Origin of the sequence: Arthrobacter sp. WCS2018Hpa-7 (assembly GCF_031843805.1) — a bacterium.
Lineage (GTDB): Bacteria > Actinomycetota > Actinomycetes > Actinomycetales > Micrococcaceae > Arthrobacter.
In genome coordinates this window covers 165,144-183,143 of record NZ_JAVTJB010000007.1, presented here as the reverse complement: position 1 = coordinate 183,143, position 18,000 = coordinate 165,144, and the positions used below count along the sequence as shown (strand labels likewise).

At 63.4% G+C, this 18,000-nt stretch carries 14 protein-coding genes; 7 read left to right on the top strand and 7 right to left on the bottom strand.

Annotated elements, in window-relative coordinates; genetic code table 11:
* The first annotated feature begins 138 nt into the window (after nt 1-138).
* The 4 genes from RQH14_RS10585 to RQH14_RS10570 all read left to right on the top strand — a co-directional run bounded on the left by RQH14_RS10585 (nt 139) and on the right by RQH14_RS10570 (nt 3,333).
* Complete coding sequence (locus tag RQH14_RS10585; RefSeq protein ID WP_311213209.1) at nt 139-1,029, top strand: FAD-dependent oxidoreductase; 891 nt, start codon at nt 139-141, stop codon at nt 1,027-1,029.
* A gap of 136 nt (nt 1,030-1,165) precedes the next feature.
* Nucleotides 1,166-1,858 (top strand): deoxyribose-phosphate aldolase, encoded by a 693-nt coding sequence (gene deoC, locus RQH14_RS10580; RefSeq protein ID WP_311213208.1) that lies wholly within the window; start codon nt 1,166-1,168, stop codon nt 1,856-1,858.
* A 54-nt stretch (nt 1,859-1,912) separates the two neighbouring features.
* Nucleotides 1,913-2,140 (top strand): hypothetical protein, encoded by a 228-nt coding sequence (locus RQH14_RS10575; RefSeq protein ID WP_311213207.1) that lies wholly within the window; start codon nt 1,913-1,915, stop codon nt 2,138-2,140.
* Between the two features lie 89 nt (nt 2,141-2,229).
* Nucleotides 2,230-3,333, top strand: coding sequence for a right-handed parallel beta-helix repeat-containing protein (locus RQH14_RS10570; RefSeq protein WP_311213206.1), 1,104 nt, complete (start codon nt 2,230-2,232; stop codon nt 3,331-3,333).
* Nucleotides 3,334-3,378: 45 nt separating this feature from the next.
* On the opposite strand, the gene RQH14_RS10565 is transcribed toward RQH14_RS10570, so the two are convergent.
* From RQH14_RS10565 to mfd, 7 genes are all read right to left on the bottom strand, one after another.
* Nucleotides 3,379-4,176, bottom strand: a complete 798-nt coding sequence (locus tag RQH14_RS10565; protein ID WP_311213205.1) for a PIG-L family deacetylase — start codon at nt 4,174-4,176, stop codon at nt 3,379-3,381.
* A gap of 6 nt (nt 4,177-4,182) precedes the next feature.
* Nucleotides 4,183-5,343, bottom strand: coding sequence for a glycosyltransferase family 4 protein (locus RQH14_RS10560; RefSeq protein WP_311213204.1), 1,161 nt, complete (start codon nt 5,341-5,343; stop codon nt 4,183-4,185).
* Between the two features lie 4 nt (nt 5,344-5,347).
* Entirely contained in the window at nt 5,348-8,494 is a 3,147-nt protein-coding gene (locus RQH14_RS10555) for an oligosaccharide flippase family protein (RefSeq protein ID WP_311213203.1), read from the bottom strand.
* Between the two features lie 32 nt (nt 8,495-8,526).
* Nucleotides 8,527-9,966 (bottom strand): glycosyltransferase family 4 protein, encoded by a 1,440-nt coding sequence (locus RQH14_RS10550; RefSeq protein WP_311213202.1) that lies wholly within the window; start codon nt 9,964-9,966, stop codon nt 8,527-8,529.
* Nucleotides 9,963-10,760 carry a glycosyltransferase gene (locus RQH14_RS10545; RefSeq protein ID WP_311213201.1) on the bottom strand — a complete coding sequence of 266 codons (798 nt, stop codon included), beginning with the start codon at nt 10,758-10,760 and terminating at the stop codon, nt 9,963-9,965. The genes RQH14_RS10550 and RQH14_RS10545 overlap by 4 nt, the downstream gene beginning before the upstream one ends.
* Before the next feature lie 230 nt (nt 10,761-10,990).
* A complete protein-coding gene (locus tag RQH14_RS10540) occupies nt 10,991-11,800 on the bottom strand; it encodes a metal-dependent hydrolase (protein WP_311213200.1) in 810 nt (269 codons plus the stop codon).
* 4 nt (nt 11,801-11,804) lie between these two features.
* Entirely contained in the window at nt 11,805-15,437 is a 3,633-nt protein-coding gene (mfd, locus tag RQH14_RS10535) for a transcription-repair coupling factor (protein WP_311213199.1), read from the bottom strand.
* Nucleotides 15,438-15,546: 109 nt separating this feature from the next.
* Here mfd and RQH14_RS10530 point away from each other — a divergent pair, with 109 nt between their 5' ends.
* Genes RQH14_RS10530 through RQH14_RS10520 form a run of 3 tightly spaced genes read left to right on the top strand, consistent with a single transcriptional unit; the run spans nt 15,547 to nt 17,856 of the window.
* Nucleotides 15,547-17,088 carry an SDR family oxidoreductase gene (locus RQH14_RS10530; protein ID WP_311213198.1) on the top strand — a complete coding sequence of 514 codons (1,542 nt, stop codon included), beginning with the start codon at nt 15,547-15,549 and terminating at the stop codon, nt 17,086-17,088.
* A gap of 47 nt (nt 17,089-17,135) precedes the next feature.
* Nucleotides 17,136-17,633, top strand: coding sequence for a DUF2505 domain-containing protein (locus RQH14_RS10525; protein WP_089594214.1), 498 nt, complete (start codon nt 17,136-17,138; stop codon nt 17,631-17,633).
* A 1-nt stretch (nt 17,634) separates the two neighbouring features.
* Entirely contained in the window at nt 17,635-17,856 is a 222-nt protein-coding gene (locus tag RQH14_RS10520) for an SCO4848 family membrane protein (RefSeq protein WP_089594213.1), read from the top strand.
* Nucleotides 17,857-18,000: the final 144 nt, after the last annotated feature.

Below are 18,000 nucleotides of genomic sequence, written 5' to 3'. Positions count from 1 at the left end.
TGTGACGCACGTTATTACCGGCCGGTAAACACTACGCGTCAGATCCGCCAGAAATGGCAACAGCGGGGAAACACCCGCGAAAAACCGGCCGCCTACGCTGATGATCAACATCAGGTCATCTGAGCGAAAGGGCCAAACATGTCCGCCATCCCGTCCGCACCCTCCCTCCACATCGTCATCGCAGGCGCAGGCCCCGCCGCCCAGGCTTTGGTGCGGCGGCTTGCGGGAAGGTCAGACTCCCGGCAACGCGCTTTCGACGGAACCATCACCGTCCTCAGCAACCGCGATGAATGCCCGGACGCCTTGCTGGAACTCGCCGGGCTCCCCCAGGTTTCGGTCCGCTTCGGGCAACCGGCCAGCTTCATCGACTCCGACGCCAAAATGGTCACCACAGTGGACGGACTGGAATTCTCCTACGACCAGTTGGTCATCGCCACCGGCTCTGCCCCTTCCCTCCCTCCCGTAGCCGGAGCCGAAGCCGGCCTGAGCTACTCCACCATCGACGACGCCGCCACCATCGGTGAAGCCGTCAAGGACGTCACGAGGATGGTGGGCCGCCGTCCCCTCGGAATCCTGGTGGGCAGTGGGCCGGCCGCGGGCCAGGCAGAGGCCGTGCTCCGTGCCCGTGGAGTCCGTCCCGTGCGCACCACCCTTCGCCCTGCCGCGGTGATTGCCGACCCCGCTCCTGCCGCAGGTGCGCCGGGGGCCAACCTGCCTGCCACTGGCATCCTGTTCGCGGACGGCAGCAGCATGAAGGGCGACCTCGTGGTCATTGCCGAGGAACGCACCGCCCGTAACGACCTCGCCGAGAGCGCCGGCTTGGCGGTGGCGTCCGACGGCGGTATCTCCGTGGGGCGCGACCTCGCCACTTCCGTCCCGGGCATCTGGGCGATCGGCGACGCTGCTTCGTGCGACGGCCTCCGCCTTGGTTTGCTTCTCTCCGCCGAGTCGTCTGCGATGTTGTGCGCTTCCGGCATGCTGTTGGGCACACGGGGCAGCTCTGATCAGCAGGTCCCGATGGCGGCTTAGCCCGCCCTGTGTGCCCGTCTCCCACGGCACCCAAACCCTCCCTGCAGCAGGCAACCCATGTGGCAAGATGGTCCTTTGACGGGCAGTGACAACCCTGCGGCCACCGGGCCGGCCACGCCCTGCACGGAAGGATCCCATGAGCAACCAAGCCGTCGCCCCGGCGAACATCGCCTCCTACATCGACCACACACTGTTGAAGCCGGAGGCCAGTGAAGCAGACGTCCTCAAGGTCTGCGCCGAGGCCATCGAGTACCGGTTCAAGTCCGTCTGCGTGAACCCGGTCTGGGTCAAGACCGTCACCAAGGCCCTCAAAGGTTCCGGCGTGCTGACGTGTTCGGTCATCGGATTCCCGCTGGGCGCCACGCCCAGCGACGTCAAGTCTTTTGAAGCCCGCGGAGCAGTGCTCGATGGTGCTGATGAGATCGACATGGTGATCAACATGGCCTCCGCCCGGGCCAATGACAAGGGGGCCCTGGTGGACGACATCAAGGCTGTAGCCGAGACGGTCCACGCCGGTGAGGCCATCCTGAAGGTCATCATCGAGACGTCCATGTTGTCCGACGAACAGAAGGTCATCGCCTGCGAAGCGGCCGTGGAAGCAGGTGCGGACTTCGTGAAGACCTCCACTGGGTTCAACGGCGGAGGTGCAACTGCGCAGGACGTTGCCTTGATGCGCAAGACCGTTGGCCCGGACCTCGGGGTCAAAGCCTCCGGCGGAGTGCGCTCCCTCGCCGATGCACAGGCTATGATTGCTGCTGGTGCAACACGTATCGGAGCAAGTTCCGGAATTGCCATCGTCAAGGGTGAACAAGGTTCATCCGCCTACTGAGGCTTCCGCAACTGCCAGAGAATTTTTGAGCCCCGCGGGGCCGAGGAGGAACGAATGTCCAAGAACGCAACAAGCGCCCCCATTGAACGTGAGAACAACCTGGGCACAAGCATTGTGCTGTTCGTGGTCATGATCGTGCTCTTCCTGGGCTCCATCTACTCGTTGTCCTTCCTGAGCTTGGACAACCCGTGGCCGATGGCCGTCTGCCTGGGCCTGTTCGCGCTGGCATTCTGGATCCCGCAGACCATTCTTGGCCGCTCTGATTCCGCCGGCGAAAACTAAGCCTTAAACATGTCAGGAAACGGCCCGGGCTTTCGTCCGGGCCGCTTCCTTTTAACCGGACGGAAACCCGCGCAGGATAGGGTGTTGCCATGAAAGCGGCGGTCCCGAAAATTGCCCTCCTTGTGGTTGCCTTGGCAGCGGCGGGCTTGGGCGCAGCCGTCATGGCAGCAACCCCGGACCCCGCGGAACCGGCCGCCGGGTTCTGCACTTCGCCCGGTAGCCAGGCTACCCAGGTCAGGGAGTTCACGGTCAATGGCTACCTTGACGCAGAGGACACGTCCAAGGCCCTCCAGCAGCTCATCGACGACGCCTCCAAGGACGGCGGCGGAATCGTCCAACTGCCCAAGGGAACGCTCACGCTGGGAAAGCCTCTGGTCCTCAAGAGCAACGTGGCTCTCAAGGGAACCGGTGAGGCCACCGTATTGAAGGCCGGGCCTGGGTTCTTGGAGACCAAAGGTCCTTTCGGTGGACACCCGTTGATCACCACCAATGGAGCCCGGAACGTCACCATCTCCCATCTCACCGCGGACCAGAGTGGCCACGAATTGGACGGCAACGCCCCAGGGCGACTGACCGAGTACTTGGTGGACGTCCGCCACACGACCAATGCGTTGGTGGAGGACGTCAGGACACGTAACCCTTTCACCTATTCCATCGCCGTTGTAGCCAGCAGCAATTTCTGCATCCGTAACAACGACACGCTGGTGACCAGCAGCGGCACCTACGACCAATTGGACGGCATCCACATCACCGACTCCCACGGCGGAGTGGTGGAGGGCAACACTGTAGACCAACGCCAAGGTGACGACGGTGACGACGGACTCGTGGCGCAAACCATTGGGGCATCGGTCTACGACGTCACTTATCGGAACAACAAAGTTCGTGGCGGTTCCCACGGTTCCGGACTTCAGCTGGCAGTGGGCAAGCACGAGATCCATGACATCACCGTGGAAAACAACCGCTTCTGGGAGTCGCCCAACGGCGTCAAGATCGGGTACTACGACGGCAACGCTGCGGTGCACGACATTGTGGTGAAGAACAACTCCGTCACTGATACGCCGGGGCCGTGGCTTGATTTCCAAGGCGACCTGCGGAACATCACGGTGACGGACAATGTCATCTGCCAGAGTGGGGCCAAGAAGCTGGACGAGGCTCCCGGCAATGTAGTGGCCAATAACCGGGAAAATTGCTGACCGCGACGCTTCCAGCGGCTACGCCAAAGCCAGCGGCCCAAATGCTCAAAAGGCAGGAACGAAGTAAGTTTCCGCTTTGACAGGGATATCACCCGTGGGAAACAGCGCATCTGCCTGGGTACCGTACTGCCTGATCCGTGGCGGTTTGGCCTCAAGGCCCTGGTCCCAACTCCACGGGACATATCCCAGGTGCGCCAAGCGTGACGCGTCCGGTTCCGCGGTGAGATCGTAGGGAAAATCCGAATAGAGAACCAGGTTTTCGAGATGGCCCATGCCCGCTTCACGGGTGATGAGGTGGTCCACGTGCTTGCCAACTCCAACGGGGCAGAACAGGAGTTCGGCTCCTGTCAGCCCCAATAACGCAGCCACGTCCGTGCGGAACTGCGAAATCAGTGCCCGGTCTCCCTTGGCGATCCGTCCCAGTGCGATGTCGTACCTGTACGTGGGGTACCGGTGGGTGATTTCCGGAAGAATCCGGTCCCATGCGCTGCTGCCAAACCTTGGCGCCCTTCGCTGGCGGAACAATGCGTCAACTGCGCCAAGGTGCAAAGATCGGACACCCATGTCCGCCAGCACTGACTTGTCCTCGGCTTTGCGGGCCTCAAAGAGTTCGCCGGCATCCTTAACGGCGCATTGGCTCATAAAAGACTTCGCGGCCCGTGTATGTGGTCCGGGCGAGGCTTCCGTAAACAGGGTCGCCACGATCACTTCACGGCCGCTGGCTTGGGCCTCCATGAGTGCCCCGCAGGAGAGGACGGCGTCGTCCAAGTGTGGTGAGAGAAACAGCCACGGCGCATCACCGGATAGGGATCGATCGATTCTGGATTGGTGGGTCAACGGCATACCTTCCTACGTGACGACGTGCGGTGTCGGAGAGCCGCTTCCACCGGTAACCGGGCGGGATTGAGTCAAGGCGGGACCCGCAACCGCTGCCCGAAAAGCCGCACCCTGCAGCGCCGCCAGCCGGTCCCAGTTGTAGCCGGCGGCGAAGGCCCGGCCCTGCGCACCAACGTCTGCGAGCCCGGGGTGGGAGTAGCGGTCCTCCAACGCCCGGGCGAGGGCGTCGACGTCGAACGCGTCCACCAACCAGCCCGTACCTTCCGGGACGATTTCCCGCAAGCAGGGTATGTCGAAAGCGATGACCGGGGTCCCGGTGGCCAGTGCCTCGATGGCCACAAGCCCGAAGGTCTCCTGCCTGGAAGGGCACACCACCAACCGCGCGGCGCTGAGGGCCTGGAACTTCGCATCGCCGGACAGCCACCCGAGGAGCGAGACACTATCAGAGAGGCCCGCGTGCTCAATGGCTGCCCGCAGGATGGCCTCGTCAGGGCCGGTTCCTGCAATAAGCAGCTTCCCGTCAATTTTCCGGCAGCACCGCCCCCAGGCCTGCAACAACAGATCCAGGCCCTTGCCGGTGAACTCCAGCCGTCCCAAGCACAGGATGTCCTTGCCAAGCGTCGGTTCGGGTTTCCAAGCTCCGAGATCCACGCCATTTCCGATGACGTCTACGTGGATGCCGGGGTTCAGTGCCGTCAGCCGGTCCGAAATTCCTTGTGAGACAGCAATGGCCCTGCGATGACTCCTCACGCCGAAGCGTTCCACCCAGTGCAACGGGAGTTTGTACTGCCGCGCCTTGTCGCGGGCGTGCAGCCACTGGACCACGGCAAGGGTGGGTCGTTGCGCCCACAGCGGGGCAGCCATGCTTGAGAATGGCGCGAAAAAGTCCTCCACCACCAAGTCTGCGGAGGCCCGGCGTTTGCGGACTTCGAACGGCAGGCGGATCACGTACCCCAGCAGGCGGGTCAAGCGGTTGTTTCCCTGGCCGAAGCCAATGGGCACGTAGTGCACGCTGTCCTGCACCCGTTCACACCACCCCGGATACCTGGTGGTCAGCACAGTGATGGTGAACCCACTGGCCGCGAGTCGACGGTTGGTCTCGTGGGTGCGCACCGATCCCCCACCCGCTCCGGGCATGCGGGGATCTTCAAAACCCAAGTGCAGGACTTTCATGCGTTTACCGTTCCGTCTCGTACGTTTTCGAAGGTGTCCCGGTTCCGTTGGCAGCTCCGGTGCTGAGTTCGGCGGGGGTCACAAACCACAGCGTGGTGGCGCCGTTGGTGGGCCCTTCGGCACTGAATACGGGTGTTGCGTGCTCCTTGAGCCAGACGAGCATGGCAGGGTTGGCGTAGCCGTAGCCTTGGCTGGTGGGGTGCGACTGCGTCAGGATGTAGTTGGCGCCGGCATCCTGCATCAGGGGTGCCGACGGCCAGACCCCGAACCGTGGGTCATCGGCAAAGGCGAACTCGCCGGTGCTGTTGGTGACGCTGACCCGTGCGTCCTGAGGCAGATTGGTTTTCACCCAGTCCTTTGCCTGGACAAAGCCGTTGTCCACGGTCAGGGCCGTCCGTGCACCCAGCACCACGGTCAACACCACGAAGCACAGGCCGGCAACGGCGAGGAAAGTCCGGCCCTTGGAATAACGTTCCCTGAGTTCAACCACCACGAGGACCGAGCACAATACCCCGGCAATCATGACGCCATAGCCATACTGTTCTTCGAAGGTTCCGAAAGCGGCGCTGTACGCCCCCGCGGCGCCCAATGCCAAGCCGGCCAGCCCTATCAGCCTACGATCTGCCCGGTAGCTGAAGCACAACAGGGCACCTGCTACGGGGCACAGGGCGAGCAGGAGGTAACTGGTACCGAAGTGCCCACTCTGTTCCATCAACCGGGTGACGATATTCGGCGAACCTTCTGCGGTGAATCCCGTGCTCTTTTCCAGTCCCGAGGCCCGCAGCAGGCCGCTCGTCTTCGCCTCGATCCAGTCCGGAAGGTGTGCCTGCGACGCCGCTATGGCCAGGTAGGTCGCGTACGGCACCGCCGCTGCAAGCAGTACGACGGCGGCCTGCCGCCATGGCAGGGTCCGTTTCCAGACCGCGGCGACTGCAACCGGACCCACCGTACAGATGATGAAGAAGTCCTTGCAGAGGACGGCGTATCCCAGCAGGAGTCCGGCCCCGATCAGCCGCAGGACAGTCGGGCCCAGGACAGTCGGGCCCAGGATGGTGGGCAGCCTGCCCGCAATGTGCCGCTCCCCCTCCCTCTGCCGCTTCGTCGCTGCATTGCCGATGCCCGTCAGAACGAGGAAGCCCGCCAGGACGAAGGCCATTGCGGAGGTCTCCAGGAAAGCGTGGCTGTTGTTGCGAAGGATGAAGGGTTCGAAGGCCAGGACCACAGCGGTGAGCCATGCCGCCGTCGTGTTTGCCAGCCTCCTGACCAGAAGGAATCCCAAGCCCACCGTGACAGCTCCCAAAGCGGCATTGAGCCAGCGAAGCTGCAGGACTACTTCCACGATGTCGCCGGAGATGCCAAAGAGCTTGATGGCCCCGGCCTCCAAAAGGAAGAAGCCCGGCGGGTGCAGGAAGAAAGGTCCATCCGGCAGGGTGGGTACCTGGCCCGTCGTGAGCGACTCCCCCAACCGGACGTACAGCAGCTCATCCACCCATACTTCGAAGCCGCGCTCCAGGCCGAAGGCCCGCACCCCAAAGGCCGCAGCGGACACTGCAACGAACGCCGCTGCAGGGCTGGTAACCCCTCGGACCATGACGGCCGCCAGCCGGTTGCGGAAAGACACCTGGGCTTTTGTCCGACGCCCGGCAGCCTGGGTAGGTGCCCGGAACCGCGGTAGGAATGACCCGAACCTCAACATTGGCGGCAGCAAACCCCGCTGGTGGGCCAGGACGGCGAGGCCGCTGATGGTCGCCAGGACAAACCACACCGTGGGCTGGACTTGGCCTGCCACCGCCAGAACCATGATCGGGGTTCCTGCGCCGGCTGCGAACCGTCCCAAACCCTTCGCAGGAGCAACGTCGGCGAGTACCGGCCATGAAATAAGCGTCAACACCAGCGCGGCCAGGACAGCACCGACAGCCGAGCCCATAGCCAGGCCGCTGACGGCGGCGAAGTGCCAACCTGCCCAGAGCCCGGCCACCACAAGGAGGCACGCGCAGGCCAGGCCGATCTGGCAGCGACGGTACGCCCGCAACGCCAGGAGGATCGTTGCCAGGACGGTGAGCACGGCGTAGCCCAGTCCGGCCGCAGCAAGCCACGGTAGGAGTTCCAGGGATCCGTGGTACCTGTCCGGAATGATCACGCCCGCAAGAACGTGGGGCGCTGTGGCAAGGATGGCGAAGGCCACCACGGCGAGTTGGCTGAAGGAAGCGAAGGCGGCACCGAGAACCTGCCGGACGTTTACTCCCGGGCTGCGGAGCAACGGAAACGCCACCAAGGCGGTACCTGCCGCTACATAAACCGGGCCCTTGGCGATGGTGGCGAGGGCTTGGAACCCTGCGGCAGCAGATCCTTCATCCAGGAAAGCAACTACCACCACGTCAACGCCCACCAGCACCGAGACTACGCACAGAACGGAGGCGATGTCGGTTGTCTCGGCCCACCGCCACTTCTGCCGGAGTACGCCCGGGCGCCATTGGAGGTCCCGATAGAAGGACCAGGGAACAACCACCAGCGCAAGCGCGCCCAAGGCGAATCCAAGGATTGCACCCACAGCACCCCAGGCGAGGGCGACCACCAGAAGGCTGAAGCCCAATCGCAGGAGCACCTCTCCGATGGTAGTCAGCGCGTACCACTTGAAGCGCAATTCACCCTGCAGCCAGCCTGACGGCGCCGCCACCAGAAAGATGGCCAGCGAGCCCAGCGCAACCGCACCGGCGAGTGCCGGCGTTGCAAAAGCCAACGCCAGGGCACCAGTGATCAAGGCGGCGGAGACACCGGCGATGCAGGAGACGAATACTGAGAAAGCCATGCCGTCCCGGCGCCCTTCGGTACCTGCAGGATGGACGGCAACAAAGTGGGAAAGGGGAAGCGGAACAAGCGCAGAGGCAACGATGCCCACGACGCCCAGGAGCATCGCAGCGGCCGCGAACTGTGTGTAGTCCGCCGTTCCCAGCATGTTGGCCATCAGCAGAGTGCAGGCATAGCTGAGCACTCCCACTACACCGGCAGACAGTGACAGGAAGCCACTGTTTTCAGCGACTTTGGCGCCCGCGTCGCTGCCTGGTGACGGCTCGGGTCCCGCAACCGGTCCCGGCCGTCCCACGTCCGTGGCAGGCGCCCTCTGCTCAAGCTCACGCAAAGTGTCAGTCATGATTCCCCCTAGAAGTCCCCCACGGGCTGGTGCTACATGCCCTCAACGGCGTCTGCAGGCGTAAACGTGCTTCCCGGACCGGCCAGGAGCGTGCTCCGGCCAACGGCGCGCAGTTCAGCCGAAACGACTCCAATGCGCCTCATGACCGCGAAGGCCTCGAATTCGTCCCTGCCCTTCATCAGCACCGAGACCCGACCTTGGTGTTCGGAGACCTCGTCAGTTGGCCGAAGGATGGTTTCCAGGCTGGCACCGGCGGGCAGGTCGAAGTGGACCAGAGTGGACATATCCGATGACGAAACCCCCGGTTCGATCCCTCCGCGGCGTAGGGCTTCCTCTTCCAGGAGCACTCCGGCGAGCAGGTTTGCACTGCGTTCCCAGGAAAAGCATCGGGCCCACTCCTGGCACCGGGCCGACATCTCGCCGGCCAGGCGCTGCTCGGACAGGGTCTGGAGAGCCGCCACCAGGGCGGGGCCAAATTCGGCCGCAGTATCCACCAACCACCCTGTGCTTCCGTCCACAACGGAGTCACGAATTCCAGGGACACGCAGCGCCAGGCACGGAACACCCCACGCGGCCGCCTCTATCACCGAACAGCCCCATCCTTCCGAGGCTGAGGTGGAGACAGTGAGCCAGGCCCTGTTCAGCAGGCTGTCGCGAACGTGGTTGGGTTGGTAGCCGTGGAACGTCACCATGTCATCGAGGCCCAGGTCCATGGCGAGCTGCTGCAGGCGCGGACGTTCAGGGCCATCTCCGACAATTTCCAAACGGAGTTTGGGTATGCTGCCCGCAGCAATGGCGAACTGGCCCAGCAGCAAGTCCAGCCGCTTGTGCGGCACCAAACGGCTGACCACGGCGACCGTGGGTTCAGGATCGCGGGGACCGACGGTGTGGGGCACCTCTATGGTTCCGTTTGGCACTACATGGATGGAACCGGAGAAGCCCAGTTTGCGCAGTTCCAGACGGGTGGACGGCGAAACCGCCGCTATTGCCCGGCGCCCATAAACTGCCTTCGCCCCGGCGCTTTCCAGCAAACGTCCCACAGCAGCCATTGGGGCTGAAAAGCGGGTGCGGAATTGGTCCTGGTGCACGTGGTGGATCAATTGGACAATCGGCATTTCCCGGGGCAGGAACAGCGGGGAAAAGAACGGTATCCCATTCTGGCAATCCACCACGGCGTCGAAGTCATTCCGTGTCCGCAGCATCTTGAGGGCGGCTTTTCCGTAGAGGGACAAGGGTCCACCGGAACGTACCACTCGAATTCCGTCAATGATGTCTTCTGCCGGCTGGTGCTCCTCACGGCTGGTGAACCATGTCACCTTGGCGCCGGAATTGACCCAGCGTTGCGAGATTTCATGCATGTATTGTTCGGCGCCGCCGGCTTGCGAATTCCTGATGTCCCGCCAGTTCAAAACAAGTATCCGTTTTCCGGTCAACTGCCCGGAGAGAGGTGAAGTATCCGGGAAATCGGTCACGGCATGGCCTTCTGTAGCTGGAGAACTGAGGCAAAACTGGAAATCCCGTCCTTGAACGGCCGGAAAGTTGACGCTGCACCATCCGTCCACGCAACGGGCAATTCAACGATCCGGGCGCCTTGGTGCTGGAGTCTGAGAAGAAGTTCCACATCGAACGCAAAACCGGAGGTGCGGCATTGAACCATGGCCGCTGTCAGGGATGCCCGTTCGAAGAACTTAAAGCCGCACTGTGTATCCCAGATGCCTTTGACTTTTGACTTTGTCAGGACACGAAAAGCTGTTCCACCCACCCGGCGCCCCAACTGCTGGGGCTGCACAAAGGTGGATCCTGGCGCGTGTCGGGAAGCGATGACTGCCGAGGCTCCCTGTTGCAAGTGGGCCATCGTCGGGATCAGCGTCTCGAGTGGCGTCGCCAAATCGGCGTCGAAGAAACCCGTGTACCGGGATGTTCCGCTGAGCAGGCCCCTGCTCACTGCTGCGCCCTTGCCCCGGCGCGAACACCCCACCACGGAAATGGGTACGTCATTTCCCCTATCGCGTGATATCCGGCGGACAACAGCTCCCGTTTCATCAACGCTGCCGTTATCCACCACCACAATGCGTGAAGACCACGGCTGGCCGGCCAAAAAATCCACGGCCTGGATCAGAGTGCCCGGAATTCGGGCAGCCTCGTTATAGGCCGGAATAACAACTTCCAGATCTACCGTTGAACGGCGGAGGGAGTCGGTCCCCCTCGGTGCCTGAATATTTCCCCTGGTGCCTGTATGGATACTGTGCGAGTGGAGCAGATCCATGTGAACCTCCCATTAGTCAAACAAATTGACGTCGAGGTCCAAGCTATTAGGGGTTTCGCATCGAAGGCACGAGTAGTCACTACTCGAAATCTGAGGGACCATCTCTTGGTCTGGCCGCTGAGTACGCAGTTTTAGGGACCGACCACTACTTGTATAGGGTCAGAACGAATATTCCAGCCACGTTACATATCCCTCACGGCAGGTGTCGTAATAGTAGGCTTCCCCCTGCCCTATTGCAAGGGAAAGAATCCTCCCAAAGCCGCAAGGAATCCGGGCCAGTGCTGATGCGCCAGCGTCCACGCCGCGGCTCCCATGCCCACCATGGCATATCCACTCACGGGAATAAGGACCAGCCATTCGCGCCGGGAACCAGCCCTCCCCAGCAGTGGAATGGAAAAGGCCCCGTTTGACCGCCAAATTCCGCTGATGATCGATTTGCGCAGGAATTTTGGTGGCTTGATGACAATCGGCCACAACAGGGGCACTCCCCCAACAGTGATCATGTCCCCCACAATGTGCACCACTACGCCGGTGAGCATGGACAGTGGCAACCAACCCCATTGATCCGGCGCGAACCAGGTCACCAGGCCGGCCATCACCAACGCGAACAGCCAGTTGGTGATCCAGCCCGATTTGGGGAAGAGATTCAGTGCTTTGGCCGCCAGGTTGATCATGAACATACACAGCAGCCCCGCGCCCACAGACAGCTTCCCCATGGGCGTCACCATCTGGAACTGTGCGGCCATTGCTGCCAGCACTACAAAGGCCGAGGCACCCAACAGGGAGTGAGTCCCTTGGCGGTGCCCGCCGCTGGCCTTCTCAATGCCCACCGCGATCACGTTGGACAACGGCGGCAAGGAGTTCGCAATGGTGCTGTGGCGGTGGTCCCAGTCGACCACCAAAGCAGTTCCCGCCGTCGCCATGGCGCCGATCAGGATTCCGGTGGAATCCAGGGGGTACCAACCCAATGCGTACGGGCCGGTCGAGGCAATAGCTATCCACGCCGCGGCTCCTGACGCGGCGTGATGTCCTCCCATCATCCGGTTAGCCTGCCTTGACGGGCACGTCGGTAAAGATCGCTTCGATGACGTTGTTGGCCCACTGCAGGATCTCGGCATCCTGGAGATCGCGTCCACCGATCCTGGCCGTTTTGGGCTTGGGAATCAGGACGGCATCCAGTGCAGGCTTCACCTGGGAGCCCGGATACATCCGGTTCAGGCGCATGGTTTTGGATTCCGGCAGTTGCGCCGGCGAGAAACGGATGAAATTGCCTTGGAGCGCGACGTCGGACAGGCCGGCTTCGCGGGCACCCACCCTGAAGCGCGCCACGGCAATGAGGTTCTGCGCCGGCAGCGGTGGCTCGCCGTAGCGGTCCACCAGTTCGGCAAGGACTTCGTCGATCGCTTCATACGTGATGGCCGAGGCCAGCTTACGGTAGGCCTCCAGGCGCAACCTTTCCCCTGGCACGTAGTCGTGCGGGAGGTGGGCGTTGACGGGGAGTTCGATCTTCATTTCCGCCGCCTTTTCCTCGGCCTCGCCGCGGTACTCGGCCACAGCCTCGCCCACCAGGCGAATATAAAGGTCAAAGCCGACGCCTTGGATGTGACCTGACTGCTCACCGCCCAAGAGGTTGCCCGCGCCACGGATTTCGAGGTCCTTCATGGCCAACTGCATTCCGGCACCGAGTTCGTTGTGCGCTGCCACGGCTTTGAGGCGTTCCAGCGCTACCTCGCCCAACGGCTTCTCTGAGGGATAGAGGAAGTAGGCGTAAGCACGTTCACGGCCGCGGCCAACCCGTCCACGGAGCTGGTGGAGTTGCGAGAGCCCGTACTTGTCCGCGCCATCCACAATCAAGGTGTTGGCGTTGGAAATATCCAGGCCCGTCTCAATGATGGTGGTGCAGACGAGAACGTCGAAACGCTTCTCCCAGAAGTCCACGATGATCTTCTCGAGGCGGCTTTCGGACATCTGGCCGTGGGCAACTTCCACACGGGCTTCGGGAACCAGTTCGCGGATCTGTGCTGCGATGCGCTCGATCGAGGAAACCCGGTTGTGGACAAAGAACACCTGGCCCTCGCGCATGAGTTCACGACGGATCGCTGCAGAGGTCTGCTTGTTCGTGTAGGGCCCCACGTAGGTCAACACGGGGTGGCGTTCCTCAGGCGGCGTGGCCAGGGTGGAAGTTTCCCGGATACCGGTGAGGGACATTTCGAGGGTTCGGGGAATCGGCGTTGCACTCATCGCCAGTACATCAACGTTGGTGCGCATCTTCTTGAGCGCTTCCTTGTGCTCAACACCGAAGCGCTGTTCTTCGTCCACGATCACCAAGCCCAGGTCCTTGAACTCGAAGTCCTTGGACAGCAGCCGGTGCGTGCCGATCACGACGTCCACGGCGCCGCTCTTGACGCCCTCGGCCGTTTCCTTGGCTTCCTTGGTGCTCTGGAAACGGGACAGCGGCTTCACCCGCAGCGGGAAACCGGAGAAGCGCTCCGTGAACGTTTCGTAGTGCTGCTGGGCCAACAGTGTGGTGGGCACCAACACAGCTACTTGCTTGCCGTCCTGGACGGCCTTGAACGCTGCACGGACCGCGATTTCAGTCTTGCCATAGCCCACGTCACCGGACACCAGCCGGTCCATGGGAATCTCGCGTTCCATGTCCGCTTTGACCTCGTTGATGGTGGTCAACTGGTCGGGCGTCTCCACATAGGGGAAGGCTTCTTCGAGTTCGCGCTGCCACGGGGTATCGGGGGCGAAGGCGTGTCCGCGGGATGCCATGCGGGCGGAGTACAGCCGGATCAGCTCACCGGCGATTTCCTTGACGGCCTTGCGGGCCTTGGACTTGGTACTGGCCCAGTCGGCACCACCCATTTTGCTCAACGCAGGGGTGTCCCCGCCGACGTAGCGGGTCACTTGGTCCAGCTGGTCGGTGGGCACAAAGAGCCGGTCGCCGGGGGCGCCGCGTTTGGAGGGCGCATATTCCAGGACCAGATACTCCCGCAGCCCGGCATCCGAGGCCGAGGTGCCCGTCACCTTGCGCTGGATCAGCTCCACGAACCGCCCAATGCCGTGCTGTTCATGGACCACGGAGTCACCGGCATGCAGCTGCAAGGGGTCCACTGCGTTGCGGCGTTTGGACGGCATGCGCCGCATGTCCTTGGTGGAACTGGCCGTCGCGCGGCCCAGCAGGTCAGCTTCGGTCAAGAGGCCCAGTTTGAGGCCGTCCACCACGAAACCACGCCCGACGGCGGCGGTGGTCACCTCGATGATGCCGGGTTGGGGTTCCTGGTCCAGGGACTCCACGCGGGAGCACGGAATGTCGGCATCGTGGAACAGCTCGGCCAAGCGCTGGGCGGGCCCGGGACCATCGGTCACCACCACAACCCGCCATTGCTCGCGGACGCGGGAGCCTATGAACTCCAGCATTTCGGCCACTTCGCCCTGGTATCCGCGCGGTTCGCGGGCACGCATGTTCAGGACGTCGATGTCCAGGACCAGGTCCTCGTCAGTGGCCAGCGAGGTGATGGACCACCAGGACACGTCGTGTGCCAAGGCGGCCGATCGGGTGTCGGTGAGGGATCGGAAACTGGCGGCGTGCAGGTCCGTGGAGGCCTGGGACGACAGGTCAAGGGGCGCCGCACCGCCGTCGGACGCTGTTGACCAAGCCGCTTCAAGGAATTCCTCGTTGGTGGCTGCGAGATCGTGCGCGCGGGTGCGAACCTTCTCGGGTTCGATGACGACGGACAAGGAGCCGGCCGGAAGCTGATCCACGAACGGGACCATGGCGTCCACCAGCACGGGCGCCAGCGATTCCATCCCTTCAACGGCGATGCCGCCTGCGATCTTCTCCAGCATGTCCGCAGCTGCCGGCATGTCCGCCTTCAGCTTCGACGCGCGGGACATCACGGAGGGCGTAATCAGGATTTCGCGGCACGGCGGGGCGTGCAGTTCAGTGGGGTGGTGGATGCCGGGGGCGGACAGCGAGCGCTGGTCGGCTACGGCGAACCACCGCATCTGGTCCACTTCATCGCCGAAGAATTCGACGCGGATGGGGTGGTCCTCGGTGGGTGGGAAGACGTCAAGGATGCCGCCGCGGACGGCGAATTCGCCACGGTGCGTCACCATGTCCACGCGGGCATACGCGGCATCGGACAGTGCCCGGACTACCTCGCTGAAAGAGCGTTCCTGTCCTACCTGCAGCGTCACCGGAACCAGGTCACCCAGCCCGGCCACAAGGGGCTGGACCACGGCGCGAACAGGAGCCACTACTACACGCAAGGGGGCCGCCGTCGAGGTTTCAGGGTGGGTCAGGCGGCGCAGGACAGAAAGGCGGCGGCCCACGGTGTCCGAGCGCGGTGACAGCCGCTCGTGCGGGAGGGTTTCCCAACTGGGAAAGGCTGCCACGGACTCGGCGGGGAGATAGGAGGCCAGAGCGGCAGTGAGGTCTTCGGCTTCGCGGCCGGTCGCGGTGACGGCGAGGACCACGGGAGTGCCGGCGCCGTCTGCACCGGCATCAGCAAGCGCCTGGGCCATTTCGGCGAGCAGCACGGCGCGCATGCCCGTTGGCGCGCTGATCTGGTAGTCAGTGTTGCGGTCGCTGAAGGGCCGCTGAGCTTCCGTTCGGACGCGCGCGAAAGTCTTGTCCTCCGCCAATGCGCGGCGCAGACCGTTGAGGCTCATGGCAGAAACTCCTAGGGTGGGTCCAAGGGCAGGCAACACAAATGCCCGGAAATTCAGATGAACGCCGGGTCATTCCAGCCTACCTCTACCCCCAGCCCCAGGAGTTCCTTTGCAGCCTTCGGAAGCCACCCATTCCAACACCCCGCAGGACACCAAGACCGTACTGGTGACCGGCGCCACCGGGTACATCGGCGGCCGCTTGGTCCCCCGGCTCCTCGAGGCCGGCCACCGGGTCAAGGTCCTGGTCCGCACGCCGCAGAAGATCGCCGATGTTCCCTGGCATGACCGCGTGGAGATCGTCGAGAACAGCTTGTCCGACGCCGACGGCCTCGCCGAAGCCCTGGCTGGCGTGGACGTCCTGTATTACCTGGTCCATTCCATGGCGTCCGGCAGCGGATTCGAGGCCAAGGAGGAAGCCATGGCCCGGCTCGTGGCCGGGGCGGCGGCAGAGGCCGGTGTGGACAGGATCGTCTACCTCGGCGGGCTGCACCCGGAGAACGAGGAACTTTCCGTTCACATGCGGTCCCGCGAGACCGTGGGAAAGGTGTTCCTCGATTCGCCGGTTGACGCGATCGTGTTCCAGGCAGGTGTGGTGATTGGTTCCGGGTCTGCGTCGTTCGAGATGATCCGGCACCTCGCCGAAACCCTTCCCGTGATGCCCGCGCCCAGTTGGGTTGGCAACAGGGTTGAGGCCATCGCGGTCCGTGACGTCCTGCATTACCTCGTAGCTGCCGCAGCGCTCCCGGAGAAAGTGAACCGTTCCTTCGACATTGGGTCCAGGGACGTCCTGAAGTACAAGGAGATGATGAACGAGTACGCCGTGGAGCGTGGGCTCCCCCGGCGGCTGGTCATTGCGCTCCCGGTCCCTGCACCGAAGCTGGCCGGTTTGTGGGTTGCCCTGGTGACCCCCATTCCTTTGTCCATGTCGTTGCCCCTGGTGCAGTCACTCCAGCATGACGCGGTGTCGCGGGAGCACGACGTCGACCGTTACTTCTCGCAGCCCGACGGCGGCCTGACGCCCTACCGCCGCGCCGTCGCTTTGGCACTTGGCAAGGAACGGGACGGGCAGGTGGAGACCACCTGGGCCAACGCCGGCATCGACGCCGATCCGCTTCCGAGCGACCCAGATTGGGCCGGTTACAAAGTCTTCCTCGACGAACGGACCTTCCACAGCGAAGCGAAGCCTGAGCAGGTGTGGACCATCATCGAGGGCATCGGCGGCAAGAACGGCTGGTACTCGTTGCCTTTGGCCTGGCGGATCCGTGGGTGGCTGGACAAGCTCCAGGGTGGGGCCGGATTGCTGCGGGGCCGCCGGCATCCCAAGACGTTGAACACCGGTGAGGTAGTGGATTGGTGGCGGGTGGAGGCCATTGACCGCGGGCACCTGCTGCGCCTGCGGGCCGAGATGCGGGCACCGGGAGGGGCGTGGCTGGAGCTGGCGGTGGAGCCCGACGGTAACGGCAGCCTCTACAAACAGCGCGCCATCTTCTTCCCGCGCGGCCTGGCCGGGCGGCTCTACTGGCTGGGTGTCTACCCGTTCCACGGTTTCATCTTCCCGTCCATGGCCCGCAACATCTCGGCAGCGGCCATCACCCTCCAGGAAAGCTCGCCCAAGACCGCCGGTTCAGGGGTGGCCAACGGGACCCCGTAGGATGTTGGGAGCTAAAAAGCTTCACCACCACCATTCACGGAGGACCCATGGCCCTGAGCGCATCCACCACCCTGCCGCACAGCGTTGACCGCGTAGCTGCCGTATTCGTCAACGAAGATTTCCTGCGTCACACCAGCGAACTGGTGGGCGGCTCCCTGGAATCGTTCACGATCGACGGCGACCCCGCCGGTGCCTTCAGCACCACCACTGTCCGCACCCTGCCCACCACCCGCCTGCCGGACATTGCCCGCAAGTTCGTTGGCGAAACCCTGAAGGTCACCCAGACCGAGCAGTGGGAGGCTCCCGCCGCCGACGGTTCACGCGCCAGCAACATCGCACTCAAGATCTCGGGTGCCCCCCTGGACGTCACAGCCGTTCAGCGGCTCGTGGCCGATGGCAGCAACACCCGGATCGAGCTCGAAGGCAACGTGTCCTCCTCGGTGCCGTTCCTCGGCGGCAAGATCGCAGACGCCGCTGAGCCGATGGTGGGCAAGGCCCTGAACATCCAGTCGCAGCAGGCCCAAGCCTGGCTCGAAAGCCACTAGCGTGGAGATCCCCGCGATCCTCGCGGTTGTCCTGATCGTTGCCGGGGTTTGGTCCTTGGTGGTGTGGCCGCAGTTCCTCAAGCGCGTCATGAAGGACCCCCGCGCCCGCGATGCCGCAGGCAAGGCCACTAAATTCCTCACGGTCCACGTTGTCCTGGTCACCATCTCCATGGTGCTGGGACTCGCGACGGCCGCCATCGGGATCGCGGGCCTCGTCGCCTAGGTTTCACCCAACTGAGTCGCAGTTCAGGTCGTTCCCGGCACTGAGAACGACCTGAACTGCTACTTAGATGGGTAAGATGGGTTACTGGTGTGCCGGGAAGTCTGGTCGGCGGAGTCTTTGTGCTCCCCTTAGACCGATTGATTC

Excerpts from the sequence above, each read along its gene's own strand:
- RQH14_RS10555 (WP_311213203.1), bottom strand. The coding sequence starts at position 8,494 with ATGACTGACACTTTGCGTGAGCTTGAGCAGAGGGCGCCTGCCACGGAC.
- RQH14_RS10545 (WP_311213201.1), bottom strand. The coding sequence starts at position 10,760 with ATGGATCTGCTCCACTCGCACAGTATCCATACAGGCACCAGGGGAAAT.
- RQH14_RS10585 (WP_311213209.1), top strand. The coding sequence starts at position 139 with ATGTCCGCCATCCCGTCCGCACCCTCCCTCCACATCGTCATCGCAGGC.
- RQH14_RS10570 (WP_311213206.1), top strand. The coding sequence starts at position 2,230 with ATGAAAGCGGCGGTCCCGAAAATTGCCCTCCTTGTGGTTGCCTTGGCA.
- RQH14_RS10565 (WP_311213205.1), bottom strand. The coding sequence starts at position 4,176 with ATGCCGTTGACCCACCAATCCAGAATCGATCGATCCCTATCCGGTGAT.
- mfd (WP_311213199.1), bottom strand. The coding sequence starts at position 15,437 with ATGAGCCTCAACGGTCTGCGCCGCGCATTGGCGGAGGACAAGACTTTC.
- RQH14_RS10560 (WP_311213204.1), bottom strand. The coding sequence starts at position 5,343 with ATGAAAGTCCTGCACTTGGGTTTTGAAGATCCCCGCATGCCCGGAGCG.
- RQH14_RS10575 (WP_311213207.1), top strand. The coding sequence starts at position 1,913 with ATGTCCAAGAACGCAACAAGCGCCCCCATTGAACGTGAGAACAACCTG.
- deoC (WP_311213208.1), top strand. The coding sequence starts at position 1,166 with ATGAGCAACCAAGCCGTCGCCCCGGCGAACATCGCCTCCTACATCGAC.
- RQH14_RS10525 (WP_089594214.1), top strand. The coding sequence starts at position 17,136 with ATGGCCCTGAGCGCATCCACCACCCTGCCGCACAGCGTTGACCGCGTA.
- RQH14_RS10540 (WP_311213200.1), bottom strand. The coding sequence starts at position 11,800 with ATGATGGGAGGACATCACGCCGCGTCAGGAGCCGCGGCGTGGATAGCT.